Origin of the sequence: Paenibacillus curdlanolyticus YK9 (assembly GCF_000179615.1) — a bacterium.
GTDB lineage: Bacteria > Bacillota > Bacilli > Paenibacillales > Paenibacillaceae > Paenibacillus_T > Paenibacillus_T curdlanolyticus.
Map to the genome: position 1 here is coordinate 1 of NZ_AEDD01000008.1, position 18,092 is coordinate 18,092.

Sequence of the window (18,092 nt, forward strand, 5' to 3'; positions counted from 1 at the left end):
TAAAAATCTTCCCTATTCGCACGCCAGCTGCGCAGAAACGCTCATAGGGAATAAAAATCTTCCCTATTCGCACGCCAGCTGCGCAGAAGCGCCAATAGGGAATAAAAATCTTCCCTATTCGCACGCCAGCTGCGCAGAAGCGCTCATAGGGAATAAAAAAATTCCCTATTCGCACGCCAGCTGCGCAGAAGCGAGAATAGCCCGGCACGCATAGGAAAACATTGGTTTTTGGTCAATGTGCAACAAGAAATGGAGTCATCTCGTCAATAATAAGGAATGCAGCAATGACAGTTCAACGAAATGCAAGGAGATGATGTGATGAACCGATTGCTTCAAATGAACAAGCGCGTCGTCATAATGCTCGCGAGCATTGCGCTCACCGCCATGTTGTCCGCATGCGGCTCCAATGCGACGCCTAACGGTCCGCTTCAGCCAACTTCGCCTGCTCCATCGACGGGGACGGAGCAGCAGGATTCCGCGGATCGAACAACAACGCCAAGCCCGAATGTAACGGTACATCCGGTAAAAACCACGAAGCCAACGCCAACCGAGGCGACGACCGATTCGCAGCTTCGCAAGCAATATGTAGAGAGGATTTACAAGCTTGCAAAGTCCGGCAAAATGGTTAATGCAGGCGATTTTGTCGTCGGCAAGACGCTGATCGATGAGGTGCACAAAGCATGGGGCGAGCCGAATAAATCGGAGGGCGGCTACGATTTCTACGCGCCAGGAATGATGAAGGGAACGATTGCCTTCGGCGTTGGCCGTGGCGATGTCGTGAAGGAAATCCGGATTTTCGGAACGGCGCTCGATCCGATTAAAGACGGCGTATTGCTGAAAGTGTCTGATGTGAAGGCTGCGCTTGGCAAGCCAAGTACGACTCGCACAACAGGCAAGCAGCACATTCTGGTTTACAAAACAGGCTCTTATGAACTGAAATTTGTCTATACGCCAGGCAAGTCTAATGATCCAACTTTGGATCACATTAACCTATTCTCGCCGAAAGCCGCAAAAGCAATGGGTGAAGGTTAACCGCTTTTCCTGCTCTCATCGTAAGCCCGCATCCCATATGGGATGCGGGCTTTTTGGCATTTTTGAGCGGAGCAGAGGAAGGAATGAAGGTGGACTATAAGCAATTCTTATTATCCAGATAAGATTTCTTGAAAATATTCGTTGACAACTTGAACGGATGCCTGCTATTATTTTCCCATAACCTACTAAACAGATAGGAATTAAACAAATTCAAATTCGATTGATGAGGGGTGTAAGGAAATGAACAAGTCTAAAACGATCAAATGGTTTGCCGTATTGCTAGCTATCTCGGTGGTGCTAACCGCTTGCTCTTCCAAAGAAAAAGAAACGAAGAGCGACCCGGCACCAGCAGACACGAAGGAGCAAACGACAACGACGGAGGCAGCTAAGGAGCCTCTCAAGCCAGTAGAACTGCTTAACGTATCCTACGATCCAACCCGTGAACTTTATGAAGCTTATAACAAAGCATTCGCAGCATATTGGAAGAAAGAGAAAAACCAAGAAGTTACGATCAAGCAGTCGCATGGCGGCTCCGGCAAACAAAGCCGTGCAGTAATCGATGGACTTAAGGCAGATGTTGTAACGCTTGCACTCGGCTACGATATTGACGCGATTCAACAAAAAGGACTCATTAATGAAGGCTGGCAAAAGAAATTCGAGCTGAACAGCTCGCCATACACGTCGACGATCGTCTTCCTCGTTCGTAAAGGCAACCCGAAGGGGATTAAGGACTGGAACGATCTCGTGAAGGACGGCGTGCAAGTCATTACACCGAATCCGAAAACATCGGGCGGCGCGCGTTGGAACTACCTTGCAGCTTGGGGCTATGCACTGAAGCAAAACGGTAATGACGAAGCAAAAGCGCAGGATTTTGTAGCTAAACTGTATAAAAACGTACCGGTACTCGACTCCGGCGCACGCGGCTCCACGACGACATTCGTAGAACGCGGCATCGGCGACGTCCTGCTCGCTTGGGAGAACGAAGCTTATCTGTCGGTTAATGAGCTGGGCAAAGACAAGTTCGAAATCGTCTATCCATCGATCAGTATTTTGGCTGAACCGCCGGTTGCCGTCGTCGATAAAGTAGCTGACGATCACGGAACGCGTGAAGTCGCAGAAGCTTACCTGAAATACCTGTACTCCGAAGAAGGCCAACGCATTGCTGCTCAGAACTATTATCGTCCGACGCTGCAATCGGTAGCTGACGAGTTCAAGGATCAATTCAAGCCGCTTGAGCTGCTGACGATCGACAAGGACTTCGGCGGTTGGAAAGAAGCGCAAACGAAGCACTTCGCCGATGGCGGCATCTTCGATAAAATCTACGTTCCAGGATCGAAATAATACATTCATGAATGCGAATGCTTAAGGAGCTGACTTCACATGAAAGGTTCCGCTAACCGACGGGCACTTCCGGGGTTCGGATTGTCGCTCGGCTACACCATCTTCTACTTGTGCGTCATCGTCCTCATCCCGCTTGCCGGCGTGTTCATCAAAACCGCCGGCATGGGCTGGACGGACTTCGTGCACACGATATGGAACGCACGTGTCATCGCCGCTTACAAAGTAAGTTTTCTGACTGCGCTAGCGGCAGCTGGCATTAATGCGGTGTTCGGTCTGCTAGTCGCTTGGGTGCTTGTGCGGTATCGATTCCCCGGGAAGTCGCTTATCGACAGTCTGGTGGATCTGCCGTTTGCACTGCCTACCGCGGTAGCTGGCATCGCGCTGACGACGATTTACGCGCCGAATGGCTGGATTGGCTCCAAGCTGGAGCCGCTTGGCCTCAAGGTAGCGTTCACGCCGCTTGGCATTACGATCGCGCTCGTATTCATCGGGCTGCCGTTCGTCGTGCGTACGGTGCAGCCGATTTTGCAGGATCTCGAGAAGGACACGGAGGAAGCGGCCGTCATGCTCGGCGCTTACCGCTGGAGAACGTTCCGACGCATTATTTTTCCTGAGATTGCCCCTGCACTGCTGACTGGCTTTGCGCTTGCTTTTGCCCGCGGGATTGGCGAATACGGCTCGGTTGTCTTCATCTCCGGCAACATGCCGATGAAGACGGAAATTGCTCCGCTGCTCATTATGACGAAGCTAGAGCAGTACGATTATGCGGGCGCTACGGCGATCGCGCTGGTTATGCTGGTCGTTTCGTTCATCGCGCTGCTCATTATCAATTTCCTGCAAGCCCGTATTAGCCGCCGTACGACCTCTGCATAAGAGGCGGGAATCGGCAGGAGCATTGCAAGTCAGGTTAGATCAGGGGGGATTTACATGGCTGGCGTAGTTACCGCGCATCTGTCGGAGAAAGCCGCCGTCAGGCCGCGCCACATTAATGAATCAGGCTGGGTACGCGTCGTACTCATCACCGTTGCACTTGCGTTTCTCGCACTTGTTGTGTTACTGCCGCTTATTACGGTCTTTATTGAAGGACTTAAAAAGGGCTGGGATGTCTATACCGCATCCCTCCGCGATGCGGATGCCATGTCTGCGCTGAAGCTGACGCTTATCGTCTCGCTTATTGCGATCCCGCTAAACACCGTGTTTGGCGTCGTAGCGGCATGGGCGATTACGAAGTTTAAGTTCCGGGGGCGCAACGTCCTCATCACGCTGATCGATTTGCCTTTTGCGGTATCGCCCGTCATCTCGGGTCTCATCTATGTGTTGATGTTCGGTGCGCAAGGCATGTTTGGTCCATGGCTGGATGATCGCGGGATTCAAATTATTTTCGCGCTGCCGGGCATCGTCTTGGCGACGGTCTTCGTCACCTTCCCATTCGTTGCAAGAGAGTTGATTCCGCTCATGGAAGCGCAAGGCGTCCAAGAGGAGGAAGCGGCGGTAAGCTTGGGAGCGCGCGGCTGGAAAATGTTCTGGCACGTCACGCTGCCCAACATTAAGTGGGGATTGCTGTACGGCATCATTTTGTGCAACGCGAGGGCAATGGGAGAGTTCGGCGCAGTATCGGTCGTATCCGGCCATATCCGTGGCGAGACGAACACGCTGCCGCTGCATATTGAGATTTTGTATAACGAGTATCAGTTTTCTGCATCGTTTGCTGTCGCTTCGTTGTTGGTCATGTTAGCGCTGGTCACATTGGCCGCGAAGAAATTTGTCGAGTGGAGGGGATCGAAATGGGAAAACAAGTAGAGCTCAATGAATGGTGGCAGGATCGCATCGCCGATCAACTGGAAGGCATGGAGTATGGTTCCGTCGTCATCACGGTACATGACGGGAGAATCGTCCAGATCGACCGGACAGAGCGCAAAAGGTTCGACCCTTCCGCGGGCGCAGTGCCGGCAGCAAAGGCAGGAGCGGAGCAGCCGCTGAAGGGCGTTAACCCTTCTTTGAAGGCGGCGGGGAAGGTTGCCAACGGGTAGTTAGAACAATTATATGACCGATGGAGCGGTTAATCGCTTCATCGGTTTTTTGTATGGGAAGGCGCAGGCAAGTGCTGTAACGAAAAAAGGCTCCGCATACGGCATGCGCCGAGCGGAACCTTCTAACATCCCTTAGGATTGAACAAACTTGATAATAACCATTGCTGCGAATACGATTGTCATGAAGCCCAGCATGCCGCCGAAGCCGAACATAACATCCTGCATATCGTCGCGTGGTTCTTCGTTAACGTGCGCGCGCGGATCTTCCGCTGTGTATTGAGCGTTGTTCATAACTCCAATATCCCCCTCGTACGTAACCGTAAGTACATATATACTGTAGTATACCCAACACCGTAAACAATTGTAAAGTGAAATCCGGACAAACCTTTGACCTTGCGTATGCTACAATAGTAAGGATGGCGCATCGCGCCGTAATTCATGCATATATTTCGACCATTGGAGGTAGATCGATGGAACGGCGGGGACAGACAAGTGAACGAGATGCCGCCGCGGAGCTTATCCGAGGCAAGCTGGCGCTGCTGCCGGACGCACCGGGCTGTTACTTAATGAAGAACGGCGAAGGCACGATTATTTATGTAGGTAAGGCGAAGGTGCTGAAGAACCGGGTTCGGTCTTATTTTAACGGATCGCATAATGGGAAGACGCAGCGGCTTGTTTCTGAAATCCGCGACCTCGAATATATCGTAACGGGCAGCAACATGGAAGCGCTCATCTTGGAGTGCAACCTGATCAAGCAATATCATCCGCGCTATAACGTTCTGTTGAAGGACGACAAGACGTTTCCATATATTAAAATCACGAACGAGCGCCATCCGAAGCTGGAGGTGACCCGGCGGGTGCTGAAGGATAAAGCCAAATATTTTGGCCCGTATCCGAACGCATTCGCGGCTCAGCAGACGAAGAAGCTGCTGGATCGGCTGTATCCGCTTCGCAAATGCAATACGCTGCCGGACAAAGTATGTCTTTATTATCATATTGGTCAGTGTATCGCGCCTTGCGAGTTTGACGTGGAGCAGTCCGAATACGACCGCATGGTCAGCGATATTACGAAGTTTCTGAATGGCGGTCAGGACGAAGTGAAGTCGGAGTTGCAGCGCAAGATGGAGGAGGCAGCCGAGTCGCTGGAGTTTGAGCGGGCGAAGGAGTATCGCGACCAGATCATCGCGATCGAGGCGATCGTGGAGAAGCAGAAGATTACGATGGCAGATGCAGTCGATCGAGACGTATTCGGTTATGCTGTCGACAAGGGCTGGATGTGCGTGCAGATTCTGTACATGCGTTCGGGCAAAATGGTAGAGCGCCGCTCGTCGTCGTTCCCTTACTATGGCGAAGCTTACGACGATTTTGTTACGTTCGTCGCGCAGTATTACAGCGATAACCCTGCGCTGCCGCGCGAAATCTTGCTGCCAGAGCCGCCGGAGGAAATGCCCGTCGATGTGCAGGAGGGAGAGACGACTGCAAGCGAGTCTGCCTCGATCCCCGTGCAGGAGGAGCGCGCAGCTGGAAGCTCGCGCTCTGGCGCGCAAGCCGAATCTGGCGAGCTGACGGGGGGGACGGAATCCGATGAGGAGGCGCCTGCTGGCTCACGTGCCGATGATGTACGCGAATCGCTTCAGAAGTGGCTGAAGGTCAAAGTGTTCGTCCCTCGCCGCGCGCGGAAGCGGGAGGTCGTGGAGATGGCCTGCAACAACGCCAAGGTGGCGTTGGATGAGAAGTTCCGGCTGATCGAGCGCGATGAAGAACGCAGCGTGAAGGCGTCGGAGTCGCTCGCCGGATGGCTCGGGTTGGAATCGGTACGCCGCATCGAAGCGTTCGATAACTCCAACATTCAAGGCACGAATCCGGTATCCGCTATGGTTGTATTCATCGACGGCAAGCCGGAACGGAAGGAATACCGCAAATACAAGGTGCGTACAGTCGTCGGAGCGGATGATTACGAGACGATGAGAGAGGTTGTGCGCAGGCGCTACGAGCGGGTGCTTAAGGAAGGGCTGGAGCAGCCTGATTTGATCGTCGTCGATGGCGGGAAAGGCCAAATTGCCGTCGCGCTTGACGTGCTGCGCAATGAGCTGGGGCTGCAGATACCCGTATGCGGTCTCGTGAAGGATGCGAAGCATAAGACGGCGCAGCTTATGACAGGCGATCCGCCTGAGGTTGTCCCGCTGCCGCGGGACAGCCAGGAGTTCTACTTGCTTCAGCGCATTCAAGACGAGGTGCATCGCTTCGCGATCACCTTCCACCGCGAGCAGCGCGGCAAGTCGATGGTGGCGTCGCAGCTCGATGCGATACCCGGCATAGGGGAGAAGCGGCGCAAGGCGCTGCTGAAGCATTTTGGCTCGCTCAAAAAGATTCGGGAAGCTTCGGTGGAGGACTTCAAGCCGCTATCGATCGGAGAGAAGCTGGCGGAGCAGATCCTAGCCGCGTTGCGGGAGGGCGAGGAATCGGCGGGAACGGAAGCAGCAGTGGGTGAAGCGGGCGATTAAGATAGCTGACAACGAAAAAAAGCGCTGCAGGACTATGTTCCTGCAGCGCTTTTTGTATTAGCTGTGCAATCCGCCCGCAGACGGCAGGTCGGAGCGAATAGGGAATAAAAAAGTGTGCTATCCGCCCGCAGCATTCATCCGGCGATTGGTGATCGTCCGCAGCACCCAAGCAATGCCAACAGGCAGCACCAAGTAGAAGAGCGCAGCGAGCCAGTTGACGACACTGCCGATTGTAATAAGATCGAATGCCATGAGAAGCGTATCGAGCACAGCATGCGTGAAGACAGCCGCGATGAAGCCGTAACGCAGGAACAACCAGCAGAACAACAGACCGACGATCGTTAGCTCAATAAGCCGGCTGTATGAGGGATAGACGGGATACGTGACATGCCCCAGCGCCCAGATAATCGTCGGAAGCAAGCAGCCTATAAACTTGTTGCGGAACAGCTTCGTAAACAATGCGATGCCGAACAGCCGGTACAAGGCTTCTTCCGAAATAGCCGCACACCATGCAAGCAGCGGATACAGGAGCGGGATCGCAAAATTATAAGGTGAAGATTCGACACTGGTCGTTGACCAAGAGCCGATCGACCGATCGAGGCTGTACAGCAAGATGGACTGTGCGCCAAGCATCGCCAATGCCAGCGGGTAGGACAGCTTCATTGCCCGCCAAACGTGGTCCCCATAACCGGGCTCCCGATAACGCGCCCATAGTCGGCGTCCATCCCGTCTCCAGATGCCGTCCCCGCCGATAAGCGAGAACCAGACGGAAATCGCCATAAGCGCTGTAAATAAATTAGAGAACAACAGCCCGGCGACGGTGAGCGTCTCAGCATTCGGACGTTCGCCGTAGGAAGCCCGAATGCCGTCTGCCATGTTGTAGTTGTTCACCACATAGAACAGCAGGAACAGCCCAGCAAGCAGGAGGCCGCGCCGGAACGATGTGCTCCGTCTCGTACGTATAGCCATGATAATGGCGAGCAGGAACAACAGCGCATTCATCAGCAGGCTTCCGAACAACGAGAGAGAGGCCGCGAGCTTATCCTGCGATTTGACGTTGACAATATAGCCGCTCGGCGCTTCGAAAGCTGCGTGATAGCTGATTGCCGTCAATGTGCCTGAACGGTCCAGCGCCTGAACGGTTACCTGAAGGCGAAGCTGGGCTTCCTCCATTTTATAGCTCTTCGGCTCAAAGGTGGCGACATTGCCGTTAACCTGGCCGTCACGCAGGTCCGTGCTGCGGAAGCCTTCAGCGATTGCGGTCTTTCGTGCAAATTGCAGCTTTGTCCATTCGGAAACGTAACGGGATGAGGCTTTTGTACGATCATCCCCTACAGGGAACAGCCGCCATCCCACAATACGGCCCGATTCCATATGCGTGTAGACGAATAGCTCGCCATACTTGGTATTGACTTGCGATTGAAACGTGTCCGTCGGGAACCGGGCATCGTACGTGTGCGCAAAGTCCGTCAGCTTGTTCTCCTTGGACAAATAGCCGTACAACAGGCTGTCGGATTGATGGACGGTATGCGGCGCTTCCGTAGCTCCGCCGAATCGCTCCTCCGCCAAGGCGAGTGCCTTCTTGTCTGCCGTTTCGCGCGAAATCACGCTGGCGCTCGCCTGATTGTCTGGGTCTTCCGGGGAAGAGACAGCGAAAATCGGGAGCAGCTGAATACATACGAATAATAACAAGCCGACAGTGCCCAAAAACAGCAGAATTCGGGGGATGCGCTGCGGCAACAATGGGTTTTCGGTCATGAGACCCTCCTTGAATGCTGAGTGTAGCGGCGATGAGCTTGTTTCCCTTCTATCTACAGTAGCATATGTGTTTGGCGCTCCGTCAATGTCTGTCTTGTCCGTCATAAGCAGCAAAGCACTCAAAATTCGCGATAATGGATGCAAATACGTAAAATAACGAACAGCGTCCTGATACGGACAAGCTTATTCAGTGGAATTGGCTGTTTTTCGATTCATAGCGCCTCAATCCGTTCGATTTGCCAGTTGGATATTGCAACCATTTCGCTATATAATCGTTTACGTCACTCGACAATAACCGCATATTCAACAGCCGAATTTCCGATGGAAAACGGGGGAACCATATAGTTGCCGTCTTAAAGGATTATCGAATGAAAGCTAGCACTCGATGACTCTCGGCAGCAACTCGGGGTGAATTCTGCGCAGGACATGCTGTTCTGCCGCAGATAGGGCGATCTATCCAGCCCGAATCCGACAGCTAACCTCGTAGGCTGCATGGACAGAACTCATCGCAGACGGCATTGGGTTTCCAATGTCTTTTTTTGTGCCTTGCGGCGGGTTCCGCTTCGTTGGATGAAGGAGAGGAACGTGGAATGGAAAAGAAAAAGAAATGGTTCAAATGGTCTCCGCCGCGCATACTGGTGACTGGATTTGCTCTTATTATTTTGCTCGGCGCTGTGCTGCTGTCCCTGCCAATCTCGAACACGAGCGGCGAATCGCTTCGATTCATCGACGCGTTGTTCACGGCTACCTCCGCTACCTGCGTTACCGGCCTCGTCGTCGTGGACACAGGGCTGGATTTTACCGTGTTTGGCCAGATTGTGATCATCGCGCTTATTCAAGTTGGCGGTCTCGGCTTCATGACGATGGCGACGCTCATCGCGCTGGTGCTGCGCAAACGCATTTCGCTCAAGGAGAGGCTGATTCTCCAAGAAGCGATGAACCAGTCGAGCATGGAAGGTATCGTTCGCTTGATTCGTAAAGTTATCATTTATTCCCTTGCGATCGAAGCGACAGCTGCCGTACTGTTCACTTCCCGTTTTGTGTTCGATATGCCGGTTGGCAAAGCGATTTATTTTGGCGTCTGGCATGCCATCTCGATGTTTAATAATGCAGGCTTTGACCTATTCGGCGAGTATCGGAGCTTGACCATGTACGTGAATGATCCGATCGTCAACTTTACGGCAATGGGACTTATTATACTCGGAGGGCTCGGCTTTATCGTGATGTCGGACCTTATTGAATATCGAACAAACAAACGGCTTTCGCTGCATTCCAAAGTTGTGCTTACGATGACGGGCATTTTGCTTGCCGTCGGCGCCATCGTTATTTTTATTTTCGAATTTTCCAATCCGAAAACGTTAGGCTCGCTGGGCTGGGATGGGAAGATCTGGGCATCTCTCTTCCAATCGGTTACGCCGCGTACGGCTGGTGCGAACACGATCGATATCGGCGCTATGCGCCAAGCTTCCATATTCTTTATGGTCATCCTCATGTTCATCGGCGCATCGCCGGGGTCAACAGGGGGCGGGATTAAAACCACGACGTTCATGACGCTGGTCGGCGCGGTTATCGCGATGATTCGAGGCAAGGAGGACATTGTGCTGTTCCGATTCCGTTTGGCGCGCGAGCGCATTTTCAAAGCATTGACGATTACGCTCTTGTCGCTTGCGCTGGTCATTGGCGTAACGATGCTGCTGTCGACGACGGAAGACCGTGACTTCTTGCGTATCCTGTTCGAAACGACCTCGGCGTTCGGCACGGTTGGGCTGACGACGGGCATTACGACGACGCTGACCGATTTTGGCAAAATCATATTAAGCCTCACGATGTTCGCGGGTCGACTTGGGCCGCTAACGCTTGCATATGCGCTGGGGCCTCGTGCGGAGAAAGAGCTGTACCGACATCCGGAAGGCAAAATCATTATCGGTTAATAAGTCAATACACTCATCGGAGTAGGGGAGAACCACATGAAACAATTCGTTATTATCGGCTTGGGCCGATTCGGCTCCAGTCTGGGGCAAGAGCTCGTCCAGCTCGGTTATGAAGTGCTCGGCATTGATAAGAATGAAGAAACCGTCGACGATATGAGCCGCGTGCTTACGCATGTCGTCGCAGCAGACGCAACGGACGAGGAAACGCTTCGCGCGCTCGGCGTACGCAACTTTGATTGCGGCGTTGTCGCGATTGGCGACGATATTCAAGCGAGTATTCTTGCAACGATTCAATTAAAGGATATCGGCGTAAAAAAAGTAGTGGCGAAGGCGCTAAGCGAGCTTCACGGCCGTGTGCTGGAGAAGCTGGGCGTGGATCGCGTGATCTACCCGGAACGGGATATGGGCATTCGCGTGGCCCATCAGCTCGTATCGCCAAACCTGCTTGATTACATCGAGCTGTCCAAGGAATATACGATTGCCGAGCTGGCTGTTCCTAGCTGCCTTAACGGCAAGACGCTGCAGGACATCAATACGCGCGCGCGGTTTGGCTGCAGCATCGTTGCGATCAACAAGCCGAAGGGCGGCGTTATCATTGCACCGACGGCAGTCGAAGAGCTGGAAGAGAAAGATATTATGGTTGTGATCGGCACGAACGAGCAGATCGAAAAATTTGAAGCTAGCGTGGCTCGTTAACGGATGGAAACTGCAACAGCAATTGATATTCGCCATATTTTATCGTTATTTCTTATTATTGCGGCAGCAGGCATGTTATCGGGCCGAGTAGCGGCGCTGATCCGATTGCCTGACGTCGTCTTGTTCATTGGCGCAGGCATGCTGCTTGGTCAAGGATTGCATTGGATTGATGAGTCGGCCGGCACGCTGCTTAACCAGCTAATTCTTACTGCGGGCTCTACGCTCATCCTGTTCGATGGCGGGCGCAATATTCAGTTGTCAGGCTTGCGCAAGGTTGGCTGGACTGTCGGTTTGCTAAGCGTTCCCGGTGTGCTGATTACCGTAGGTGTCGTAGGCGCGGCAGTCCATTACGTGTTTGGGCTGGAGTGGCTAACGTCGCTGCTTGCGGCGGCGGTTATCGCCTCCACCGACCCGGCATCGATTATTCCGGTATTTCGCCAAGTGGCCGTACGCAAGAAGGTAAGGGAGACCGTTGAAAGCGAATCGGCTTTTAATGATGCGACAGGTTCCATTATTACGTTTGCTTTATTAGCGGCAGTAACCGGCGAGTCTGCCCTTCAAGCCGGGCCGCTGGTTTTCGATTTTGTGAAAACGGCTCTTGGCGGCATCGTTATTGGGATCGTGTTCGGAGTTGCTGTCGTTTATCTCGTTGCGCATCTGCGTTTAGGGCTTTTGCGGGATTATACGACGATCGCGATGATCGGCACGGCGATTGGCGCTTATTTGATCGGGGACATGCTGCATGTGAGCGGCTTTATGGCGGCTTTCGTGGCAGGCTTGATTTGGGGCAACCCGGACGTGCTTCGGCTTCGACTGGATGAGAAGCAGGAGGAGCTCGTTCATTTCTCTGACAACGTAACGATTATTATGCGGATGCTTATTTTCATTCTGCTTGGCAGTCAGGTTGACTTCAAGCTTTTAGCGGACTACGGCTGGCAATCCTTAGCTGCTGTGCTCGTCATGATCTTCATCGCGCGGCCTTTGACCGTTTTCTTGTGTGCGCTGCCAGACAGAAAGTCAAAGTGGACATTGAAGGAAATGCTGTTCATGATCTGGGTAAGGGAGACAGGCGTTATTCCGGCCGCGTTGTCAGGCATGCTCGTCGGAATGGGCGTTCCGCATGCTGACGTTATTGCGTCGATCACGTTCATGGCAATTGTGTTGACGATCATGCTGCAAGCGAGCACGACCGGATGGTTGGCGCGGAAGCTTGGCATGGACGTTGAGGAGAAGGAATAAAGCGGGAGTAACGTGCTCGCTGCTGTATAAATGTGTGAACACAGGCGATTACTGACGAGTTATTTCGTTCATACTACATAGTGACTACGATGAATAAGTCGCGGCTGCTCTCGTGCAGCCGCGACTTCTCGCATGTAGAGGGCCATTCTAATGGGCGCAATTGACGCTAAGCGCGTTGGTTACAGTTACAGTCGAGGGTATGCGGCTGCAAGGCTATCGACCCATAAACGAACGTCTGGACTAAGGCCCGAAGGGGAAGCGTAGATGAGCGATGTCGTTCGTTTGGTTTGCTCCAGCTCGCGGATCGGCGCGACGGTCAGCTCATTATCGTCCAGCAATTCCTCGCGAACGTAGGAGCGGGGCAGCAGCGTTGCGGAACGGCAAGTGACCAGCAAGCGCAAAATCGCTTCGAACGAGTCGATTTCCATGCGAACATCCGGCTCCAGCTTATACTTGTCGAACACTTCATCGGTTAGCGTGCGATACCAGGTTCCTTTGGTAAACAAAATCATCGGAAAGCCGTTCAGCTCGCTGATCGACATGGGACCGCGGTCTGTGACGAACAGGTTGCGAGGCAAGACGAGTACGAGGTGATCATCAAACAACGGGACGCAATGCAGCTGCGGATCCTGGATACGCGAGGCGACGATACCGAAGTCAACCTTTCGTTCGCGCACGAGCGATACGATTTCATGGGTTTTGCCGGTTACGGCCTTGATGTCCAGATCGGGATGGCTGGAGGTTAACGATTTGATAAAGTCGGGCAGCGTGGTTTGAAGCGTTGTCAGGCTTGCGCCAATCGTAACCTCCGTCGGCCCCTCGTTGCGGAAGCCGGATACCGTGTGCAAGTATCGCTGATGAAGCGAGCGAAGCTCCAGCGCGTATTCATACGTTAGCTGCCCGACTCTCGTCAGCTCCAGCCGCTTGCCAATGCGGCGAAACAGCTCGACGCCTAGCTCTTCCTCCAGCTTTGCAATTCGACGAGATAAGGCAGGCTGCGACAAATTCAGCAGCACGGAAGCCTTGTTCATGCTCGATTGCTCAACCACGATGGCGAAGGCTAACATGTCTTCCAGCATAGCGGCAGCTCCTTCTAATAGGAAATACAGGTCTTATGCATAAACGTTATAAGAAATTATCAACAATAAGCAATTCCATTATAAGCGGAAAAGGAGTAGGATGGAAAGTGTGGCTAAGTTGTGTCGACTTTTGTTGACGCTGTACGGGCTCGTGCGTACCATGTAAAATGTTTTGTTGGGTTAAGCAATCTAATCGGGTAAGTCTGGAAAGGAGAACGCAATACTTATGAAAGCAAACTCGTACCATTGGCGGAAGCTTCATTCCCTGTTGGGAGTCATTCCGCTCGGCTTGTTCATTATCGAGCATGCCATTACGAACTACTCCGCATTCGAAAGCGGACCGGAAGGGTTCAACGACAGCGTTAAGTTTCTGAATGACTTGCCGCTTGTGTACTTCCTGGAGATCTTCGGGATCTTCCTGCCGCTCTTGTTCCACGGCGTATACGGCCTGTACATGGCTTATCAGTCCAACATGAATGCTGGCCGATTCAGCTATGGCCGCAACTGGGCATTCGTCGCGCAGCGCGTAACGGGTGTCATTACGTTTATTTTTATTTTCTGGCATCTCTACGAGACGCGCTTCCAAGTGGCCATGGGCAACCTGACGCATGAAGAGCTGGGCGCGCATATGCATGACATCTTTACGCATCCGGTAAGCCTCGTGCTGTACGTCATCGGCGTCCTGTCGGCTGTATTCCACTTCAGCAATGGCTTCTGGGCATTCCTGATTAGCTGGGGCATTACGGTAGGTCCTCGCGCACAGCGGATTTCGTCTGTGATTTGCATGGGCTTGTTCGTCATTATTTCCGTACTCTTCCTGCTGTCGATCGTTGCTTTCACGGGCGATGAATTCAAAGAAGCGGCATCCGCAGCATCTTCGATCTTAGTAGGCTAGCAACAGAACTTCCGAAAGGAGAGCATTCGATTATGGCTAAAAATAAAGTAATCGTCATCGGCGGCGGCCTTGCCGGCCTTATGGCGACGATTAAAGCGGCGGAGGCAGGCGTTCATGTTGACCTGTTCTCGCTCGTTCCGGTTAAACGTTCCCACTCCGTATGCGCGCAAGGCGGCATCAACGGAGCGGTTAATACGAAGGGCGAAGGCGACTCCCCATGGGAGCACTTTGACGATACGGTATACGGGGGCGACTTCCTTGCGAACCAGCCGCCTGTAAAAGCAATGTGCGACGCAGCGCCAGGCATTATCCACTTAATGGACCGGATGGGCGTTATGTTCAGCCGTACGCCTGAGGGCTTGCTCGACTTCCGCCGCTTCGGCGGCACGCAGTACCACCGTACAGCGTTCGCGGGCGCGACGACTGGCCAACAGCTGCTCTACGCATTGGACGAGCAAGTACGCCGTTGGGAGACGGCAGGCCTCGTTACGAAATACGAGCACTGGGAATTCCTCGGTGCGGTGCTTGACGACGACGGCGTATGCCGCGGCGTGTCGGCGCAGGACCTGCGCACGATGGAAGTGCATACGGTACGCGCGGATGCGGTTATTCTCGCAACGGGCGGTCCTGGCATTATTTTCGGCAAAACGACGAACTCGGTTATCAATACGGGCACGGCTGCGAGTGCCGTGTATCAACAGGGCGTTAACTACGCCAACGGCGAAATGATTCAAATTCACCCGACGGCTATCCCGGGCGACGACAAAAACCGGCTCATGTCGGAATCGGCGCGCGGCGAAGGCGGACGGATCTGGACCTATAAAGACGGCAAGCCATGGTACTTCCTTGAGGAAAAATATCCGGCTTACGGCAACCTCGTACCGCGTGATATCGCGACGCGTGAAATTTTCAGCGTTTGCGTCGATCAGAAGCTCGGCATCAACGGCGAGAACATGGTTTACCTCGATCTGTCGCATAAAGATCCGAAGGAGCTGGACGTTAAGCTCGGCGGCATCATCGAAATCTATGAGAAGTTCGTAGGCGACGATCCGCGCAAGCTGCCAATGAAAATCTTCCCGGCAGTCCATTACTCGATGGGCGGCATGTGGGTTGACTACAACCAGATGACGAACGTGCCGGGCTTGTTCGCATGCGGCGAGTGCGAGTACCAATACCATGGCGCGAACCGTCTGGGCGCGAACTCGCTTCTGTCGGCCATTTATGGCGGCATGGTGACGGGGCCGAAAGCCGTTGAGTATATCAAAGGCTTGAAAAAATCGGCTGAGGACGTTGCTTCTTCGATCTTCGACCGTGCGAAAAACGAGCAAACGGCGAAATACGAAAGCATCCTCAAAATGAACGGTACAGAAAACGCGTATGTGCTTCATAAGGAGCTCGGCGAGTGGATGACGAACAACATGACCGTCGTTCGCTACAACGACCGTCTGGAGCAGACGATCGCCAAGATCAAAGAGCTGAAGCAGCGCTACAACAATATCAACATCAACGATACGGCGCGTTGGAACAACGCAGGCGTAGCCTTCACACGCCAATTGTGGAACATGTTCGAGCTGGCTGAAGCGATGACGCTGGGCGCACTGCTGCGCAACGAAAGCCGCGGCGCGCACTACAAGCCGGAGTTCCCTGATCGTAACGACGATGACTTCCTCAAAACGACGATTGCAAAATGGACCAAAGACGGCCCGCAAATTTCGTACGACGAAGTCGATACGTCGCTGATCGCACCGCGTAAGCGCGACTACTCGAGCAATAAGTAATCGATCGAACGGATTCACGCAAAACCTAAGCAAGCGTATGCTTACGTGAGCGAACGGATTCACGCAAAACCTAAGCATATGCTTACGATGTGGTTTTGCTTCATAGGATTACCTCTAAATTCGGTAATCTGATTCACGCAAAACCTTTAGGAGGGATAACCGATGGCCGAAACGACTGTTGCAGCCAAAACGGTGAAGCTCGTTATCTCCCGTCAGGACGGCCCTGATTCGGCGCCGTATACGGAAGAATTCGAAGTGCCTTACCGTTCCAATATGAACGTGATTAGCGCGCTGATGGAAATTCAGCGTAATCCGAAGAAAACAGACGGAGCCGACACGGCGCCCGTCTGCTGGGAATCGAACTGTCTGGAGGAAGTGTGCGGCGCATGCTCGATGGTGATCAACGGCAAGCCGCGCCAGGCGTGCAGCGCGCTGATCGATAAGCTTGAGCAGCCGATCCGTCTGGAGCCTATGCGCACATTCCCTGTCGTTCGCGACCTTGTGATCAACCGCGAGCGCATGTTCAACGCGCTTAAGCGCGTGAAAGCATGGATTCCGATCGACGGTACGTACGATCTCGGACCAGGACCCCGCATGGCGGAAACAAAGCGCCAATGGGCTTACGAGCTGTCCAAGTGCATGACTTGCGGCGTTTGTCTGGAGTCCTGCCCGAACGTAAACGATCGCAGCAGCTTCATCGGGCCAGCAGCCATTTCGCAGGCTCGCCTGTTCAATACGCATCCTACGGGCGAAATGCACAAGGAAGAGCGTTTGGACGCCCTGATGGAAGATGGCGGCATCGAGGGTTGCGGCAACTCGCAAAACTGCGTACGCGCATGTCCGAAGGGCATTCCGCTGACGACTTCGATTGCAGCGATCAACAAGGATACGACCAAGCACTTGTTCAAAAAATGGCTCGGCATGTAGCATAACGCTGCATCCGGGTGGAAGCCGGCAGCTTAAGACGCTGCCGGTTTCTTTTTATGCGAATCGCTTTGCATTCTGGAAGTCTTTACGCTCTCCCGCCCGTATGGTACGCTCATACAAGATTGTTAAGGGGGTCGCTAGAAGGTGGATGTCTCGAACGTAAAAGCCTATTGCCTCTCCAAGCGCGGGGCAGAGGAAACGTACCCATTCGGGCCGGAGCCGCTCGTATGCAAGGTCGGCGGCAAGATGTTTGCGCTGCTGTCCCCGGACTCGGTTTCGTTAAAATGCGATCCCGTCATCGCATTGAATTTGCGCGAGCAGCATGATGCTGTGAAGCCGGGGTATCATTTGAACAAAAAGCATTGGAATACGGTGGAGTTTCATTCATCGCTTACAGAGGGCGAGCTATGGGATATGATTGACCATTCCTATACGCTCGTCGTGAACAGCTTAACGAAAGTGCAGCGAGCTGCTTTGGGGGCTTAGGGCTGCATGTAGGAGGGGAATTTAATGGCCAAGCGCCCAAAAAACAATAACGGTTCGAATCGCGGCCATGCACAGAGCTATCAGCAAGGGCATGAGCTGCCTAAGGATAAGCCAACGACATTGAAAGACTTGCTCGGCGGGGACGTGCTTGAGAAGCTCAAGCAGCAGCAGGATCAGCTGAAGGCTGCCGAGGAGCAGCGGAAGGAAGCGGAGCGCATCCGGGAAGAGGAAGCGCGCAAAGCGGAGCAGAAGCGGCTGGATAACGATTTTGAATATTTGCTGGGCAACAGCAAGCTGGATTGGCGCAAGCACAAGTAAGCAGGACGCGAGTGTGCCTGCCAGCAATAAAAACGTAGCTGCCCGAAAGTCGTTTCCAATCGACTTTCGGGCATTTTT

At 53.3% G+C, this 18,092-nt stretch carries 18 protein-coding genes and 1 riboswitch; of the genes, 15 read left to right on the forward strand and 3 right to left on the reverse strand.

Annotated elements, in window-relative coordinates; translation table 11 throughout:
- The 6 genes from PAECUDRAFT_RS26410 to PAECUDRAFT_RS14910 all read left to right on the forward strand — a co-directional run.
- A partial coding sequence (locus PAECUDRAFT_RS26410) for a hypothetical protein (RefSeq protein ID WP_233516773.1) occupies positions 1-214 on the forward strand: 214 nt, incomplete at its 5' end.
- A 104-nt stretch (positions 215-318) separates the two neighbouring features.
- Positions 319-1,032 (forward strand): YjgB family protein, encoded by a 714-nt coding sequence (locus PAECUDRAFT_RS14890; RefSeq protein ID WP_006038933.1) that lies wholly within the window; start codon positions 319-321, stop codon positions 1,030-1,032.
- Between the two features lie 240 nt (positions 1,033-1,272).
- Positions 1,273-2,373: a sulfate ABC transporter substrate-binding protein gene (locus PAECUDRAFT_RS14895; RefSeq protein WP_006038934.1), complete on the forward strand. Its 1,101-nt coding sequence runs from the start codon at positions 1,273-1,275 to the stop codon at positions 2,371-2,373.
- Positions 2,374-2,412: 39 nt separating this feature from the next.
- Positions 2,413-3,246, forward strand: coding sequence for a sulfate ABC transporter permease subunit CysT (cysT, locus tag PAECUDRAFT_RS14900; protein ID WP_006038935.1), 834 nt, complete (start codon positions 2,413-2,415; stop codon positions 3,244-3,246).
- A 54-nt stretch (positions 3,247-3,300) separates the two neighbouring features.
- The gene (cysW, locus tag PAECUDRAFT_RS14905) at positions 3,301-4,173 is read left to right on the forward strand and encodes a sulfate ABC transporter permease subunit CysW (protein ID WP_006038936.1); all 873 of its coding nucleotides are present in this window, start codon (positions 3,301-3,303) and stop codon (positions 4,171-4,173) included.
- Positions 4,158-4,403 (forward strand): YezD family protein, encoded by a 246-nt coding sequence (locus PAECUDRAFT_RS14910; protein ID WP_006038937.1) that lies wholly within the window; start codon positions 4,158-4,160, stop codon positions 4,401-4,403. The genes cysW and PAECUDRAFT_RS14910 overlap by 16 nt, the downstream gene beginning before the upstream one ends.
- Positions 4,404-4,535: 132 nt before the next feature.
- Here the strand turns inward: PAECUDRAFT_RS14910 and PAECUDRAFT_RS25535 are convergent, their stop codons facing one another.
- Complete coding sequence (locus PAECUDRAFT_RS25535; protein WP_006038938.1) at positions 4,536-4,694, reverse strand: hypothetical protein; 159 nt, start codon at positions 4,692-4,694, stop codon at positions 4,536-4,538.
- A 179-nt stretch (positions 4,695-4,873) separates the two neighbouring features.
- Between PAECUDRAFT_RS25535 and uvrC the strand changes: the two genes are divergently transcribed.
- On the forward strand, positions 4,874-6,907 hold the full coding sequence (uvrC, locus tag PAECUDRAFT_RS14915) for an excinuclease ABC subunit UvrC (protein ID WP_006038939.1): 2,034 nt from the start codon (positions 4,874-4,876) through the stop codon (positions 6,905-6,907).
- 117 nt (positions 6,908-7,024) lie between these two features.
- Here uvrC and PAECUDRAFT_RS14920 read toward each other — a convergent pair whose 3' ends face one another.
- A complete protein-coding gene (locus PAECUDRAFT_RS14920) occupies positions 7,025-8,665 on the reverse strand; it encodes a CPBP family intramembrane glutamic endopeptidase (protein WP_006038940.1) in 1,641 nt (546 codons plus the stop codon).
- Positions 8,666-8,963: 298 nt separating this feature from the next.
- Positions 8,964-9,170, forward strand: a riboswitch (cyclic di-AMP (ydaO/yuaA leader).
- A gap of 85 nt (positions 9,171-9,255) precedes the next feature.
- On the opposite strand from PAECUDRAFT_RS14920, the gene PAECUDRAFT_RS14925 reads away from it, so the two are divergent.
- Genes PAECUDRAFT_RS14925 through PAECUDRAFT_RS14935 form a run of 3 tightly spaced genes read left to right on the forward strand, consistent with a single transcriptional unit; the run spans position 9,256 to position 12,531 of the window.
- The gene (locus PAECUDRAFT_RS14925) at positions 9,256-10,596 is read left to right on the forward strand and encodes a TrkH family potassium uptake protein (RefSeq protein WP_006038941.1); all 1,341 of its coding nucleotides are present in this window, start codon (positions 9,256-9,258) and stop codon (positions 10,594-10,596) included.
- A 36-nt stretch (positions 10,597-10,632) separates the two neighbouring features.
- The gene (locus PAECUDRAFT_RS14930; protein WP_006038942.1) at positions 10,633-11,292 is read left to right on the forward strand and encodes a potassium channel family protein; all 660 of its coding nucleotides are present in this window, start codon (positions 10,633-10,635) and stop codon (positions 11,290-11,292) included.
- Positions 11,293-11,295: 3 nt separating this feature from the next.
- Positions 11,296-12,531 carry a cation:proton antiporter gene (locus PAECUDRAFT_RS14935; RefSeq protein WP_006038943.1) on the forward strand — a complete coding sequence of 412 codons (1,236 nt, stop codon included), beginning with the start codon at positions 11,296-11,298 and terminating at the stop codon, positions 12,529-12,531.
- Positions 12,532-12,716: 185 nt separating this feature from the next.
- Here PAECUDRAFT_RS14935 and PAECUDRAFT_RS14940 read toward each other — a convergent pair whose 3' ends face one another.
- Positions 12,717-13,610, reverse strand: coding sequence for a LysR family transcriptional regulator (locus tag PAECUDRAFT_RS14940; protein ID WP_006038944.1), 894 nt, complete (start codon positions 13,608-13,610; stop codon positions 12,717-12,719).
- Positions 13,611-13,836: 226 nt separating this feature from the next.
- Here PAECUDRAFT_RS14940 and PAECUDRAFT_RS14945 point away from each other — a divergent pair, with 226 nt between their 5' ends.
- The 5 genes from PAECUDRAFT_RS14945 (at position 13,837) to PAECUDRAFT_RS14965 (ending at position 18,014) form a co-directional block, all read left to right on the forward strand.
- The gene (locus PAECUDRAFT_RS14945; RefSeq protein ID WP_006038945.1) at positions 13,837-14,505 is read left to right on the forward strand and encodes a succinate dehydrogenase cytochrome b558 subunit; all 669 of its coding nucleotides are present in this window, start codon (positions 13,837-13,839) and stop codon (positions 14,503-14,505) included.
- A 32-nt stretch (positions 14,506-14,537) separates the two neighbouring features.
- A complete protein-coding gene (gene sdhA, locus PAECUDRAFT_RS14950; RefSeq protein ID WP_006038946.1) occupies positions 14,538-16,283 on the forward strand; it encodes a succinate dehydrogenase flavoprotein subunit in 1,746 nt (581 codons plus the stop codon).
- A gap of 162 nt (positions 16,284-16,445) precedes the next feature.
- Positions 16,446-17,210, forward strand: coding sequence for a succinate dehydrogenase iron-sulfur subunit (sdhB, locus tag PAECUDRAFT_RS14955; RefSeq protein ID WP_006038947.1), 765 nt, complete (start codon positions 16,446-16,448; stop codon positions 17,208-17,210).
- 144 nt (positions 17,211-17,354) lie between these two features.
- Positions 17,355-17,696, forward strand: coding sequence for an MmcQ/YjbR family DNA-binding protein (locus tag PAECUDRAFT_RS14960; RefSeq protein WP_006038948.1), 342 nt, complete (start codon positions 17,355-17,357; stop codon positions 17,694-17,696).
- Positions 17,697-17,720: 24 nt separating this feature from the next.
- Positions 17,721-18,014 carry a YqkE family protein gene (locus PAECUDRAFT_RS14965; RefSeq protein WP_006038949.1) on the forward strand — a complete coding sequence of 98 codons (294 nt, stop codon included), beginning with the start codon at positions 17,721-17,723 and terminating at the stop codon, positions 18,012-18,014.
- The last annotated feature ends 78 nt before the right edge of the window (positions 18,015-18,092 follow it).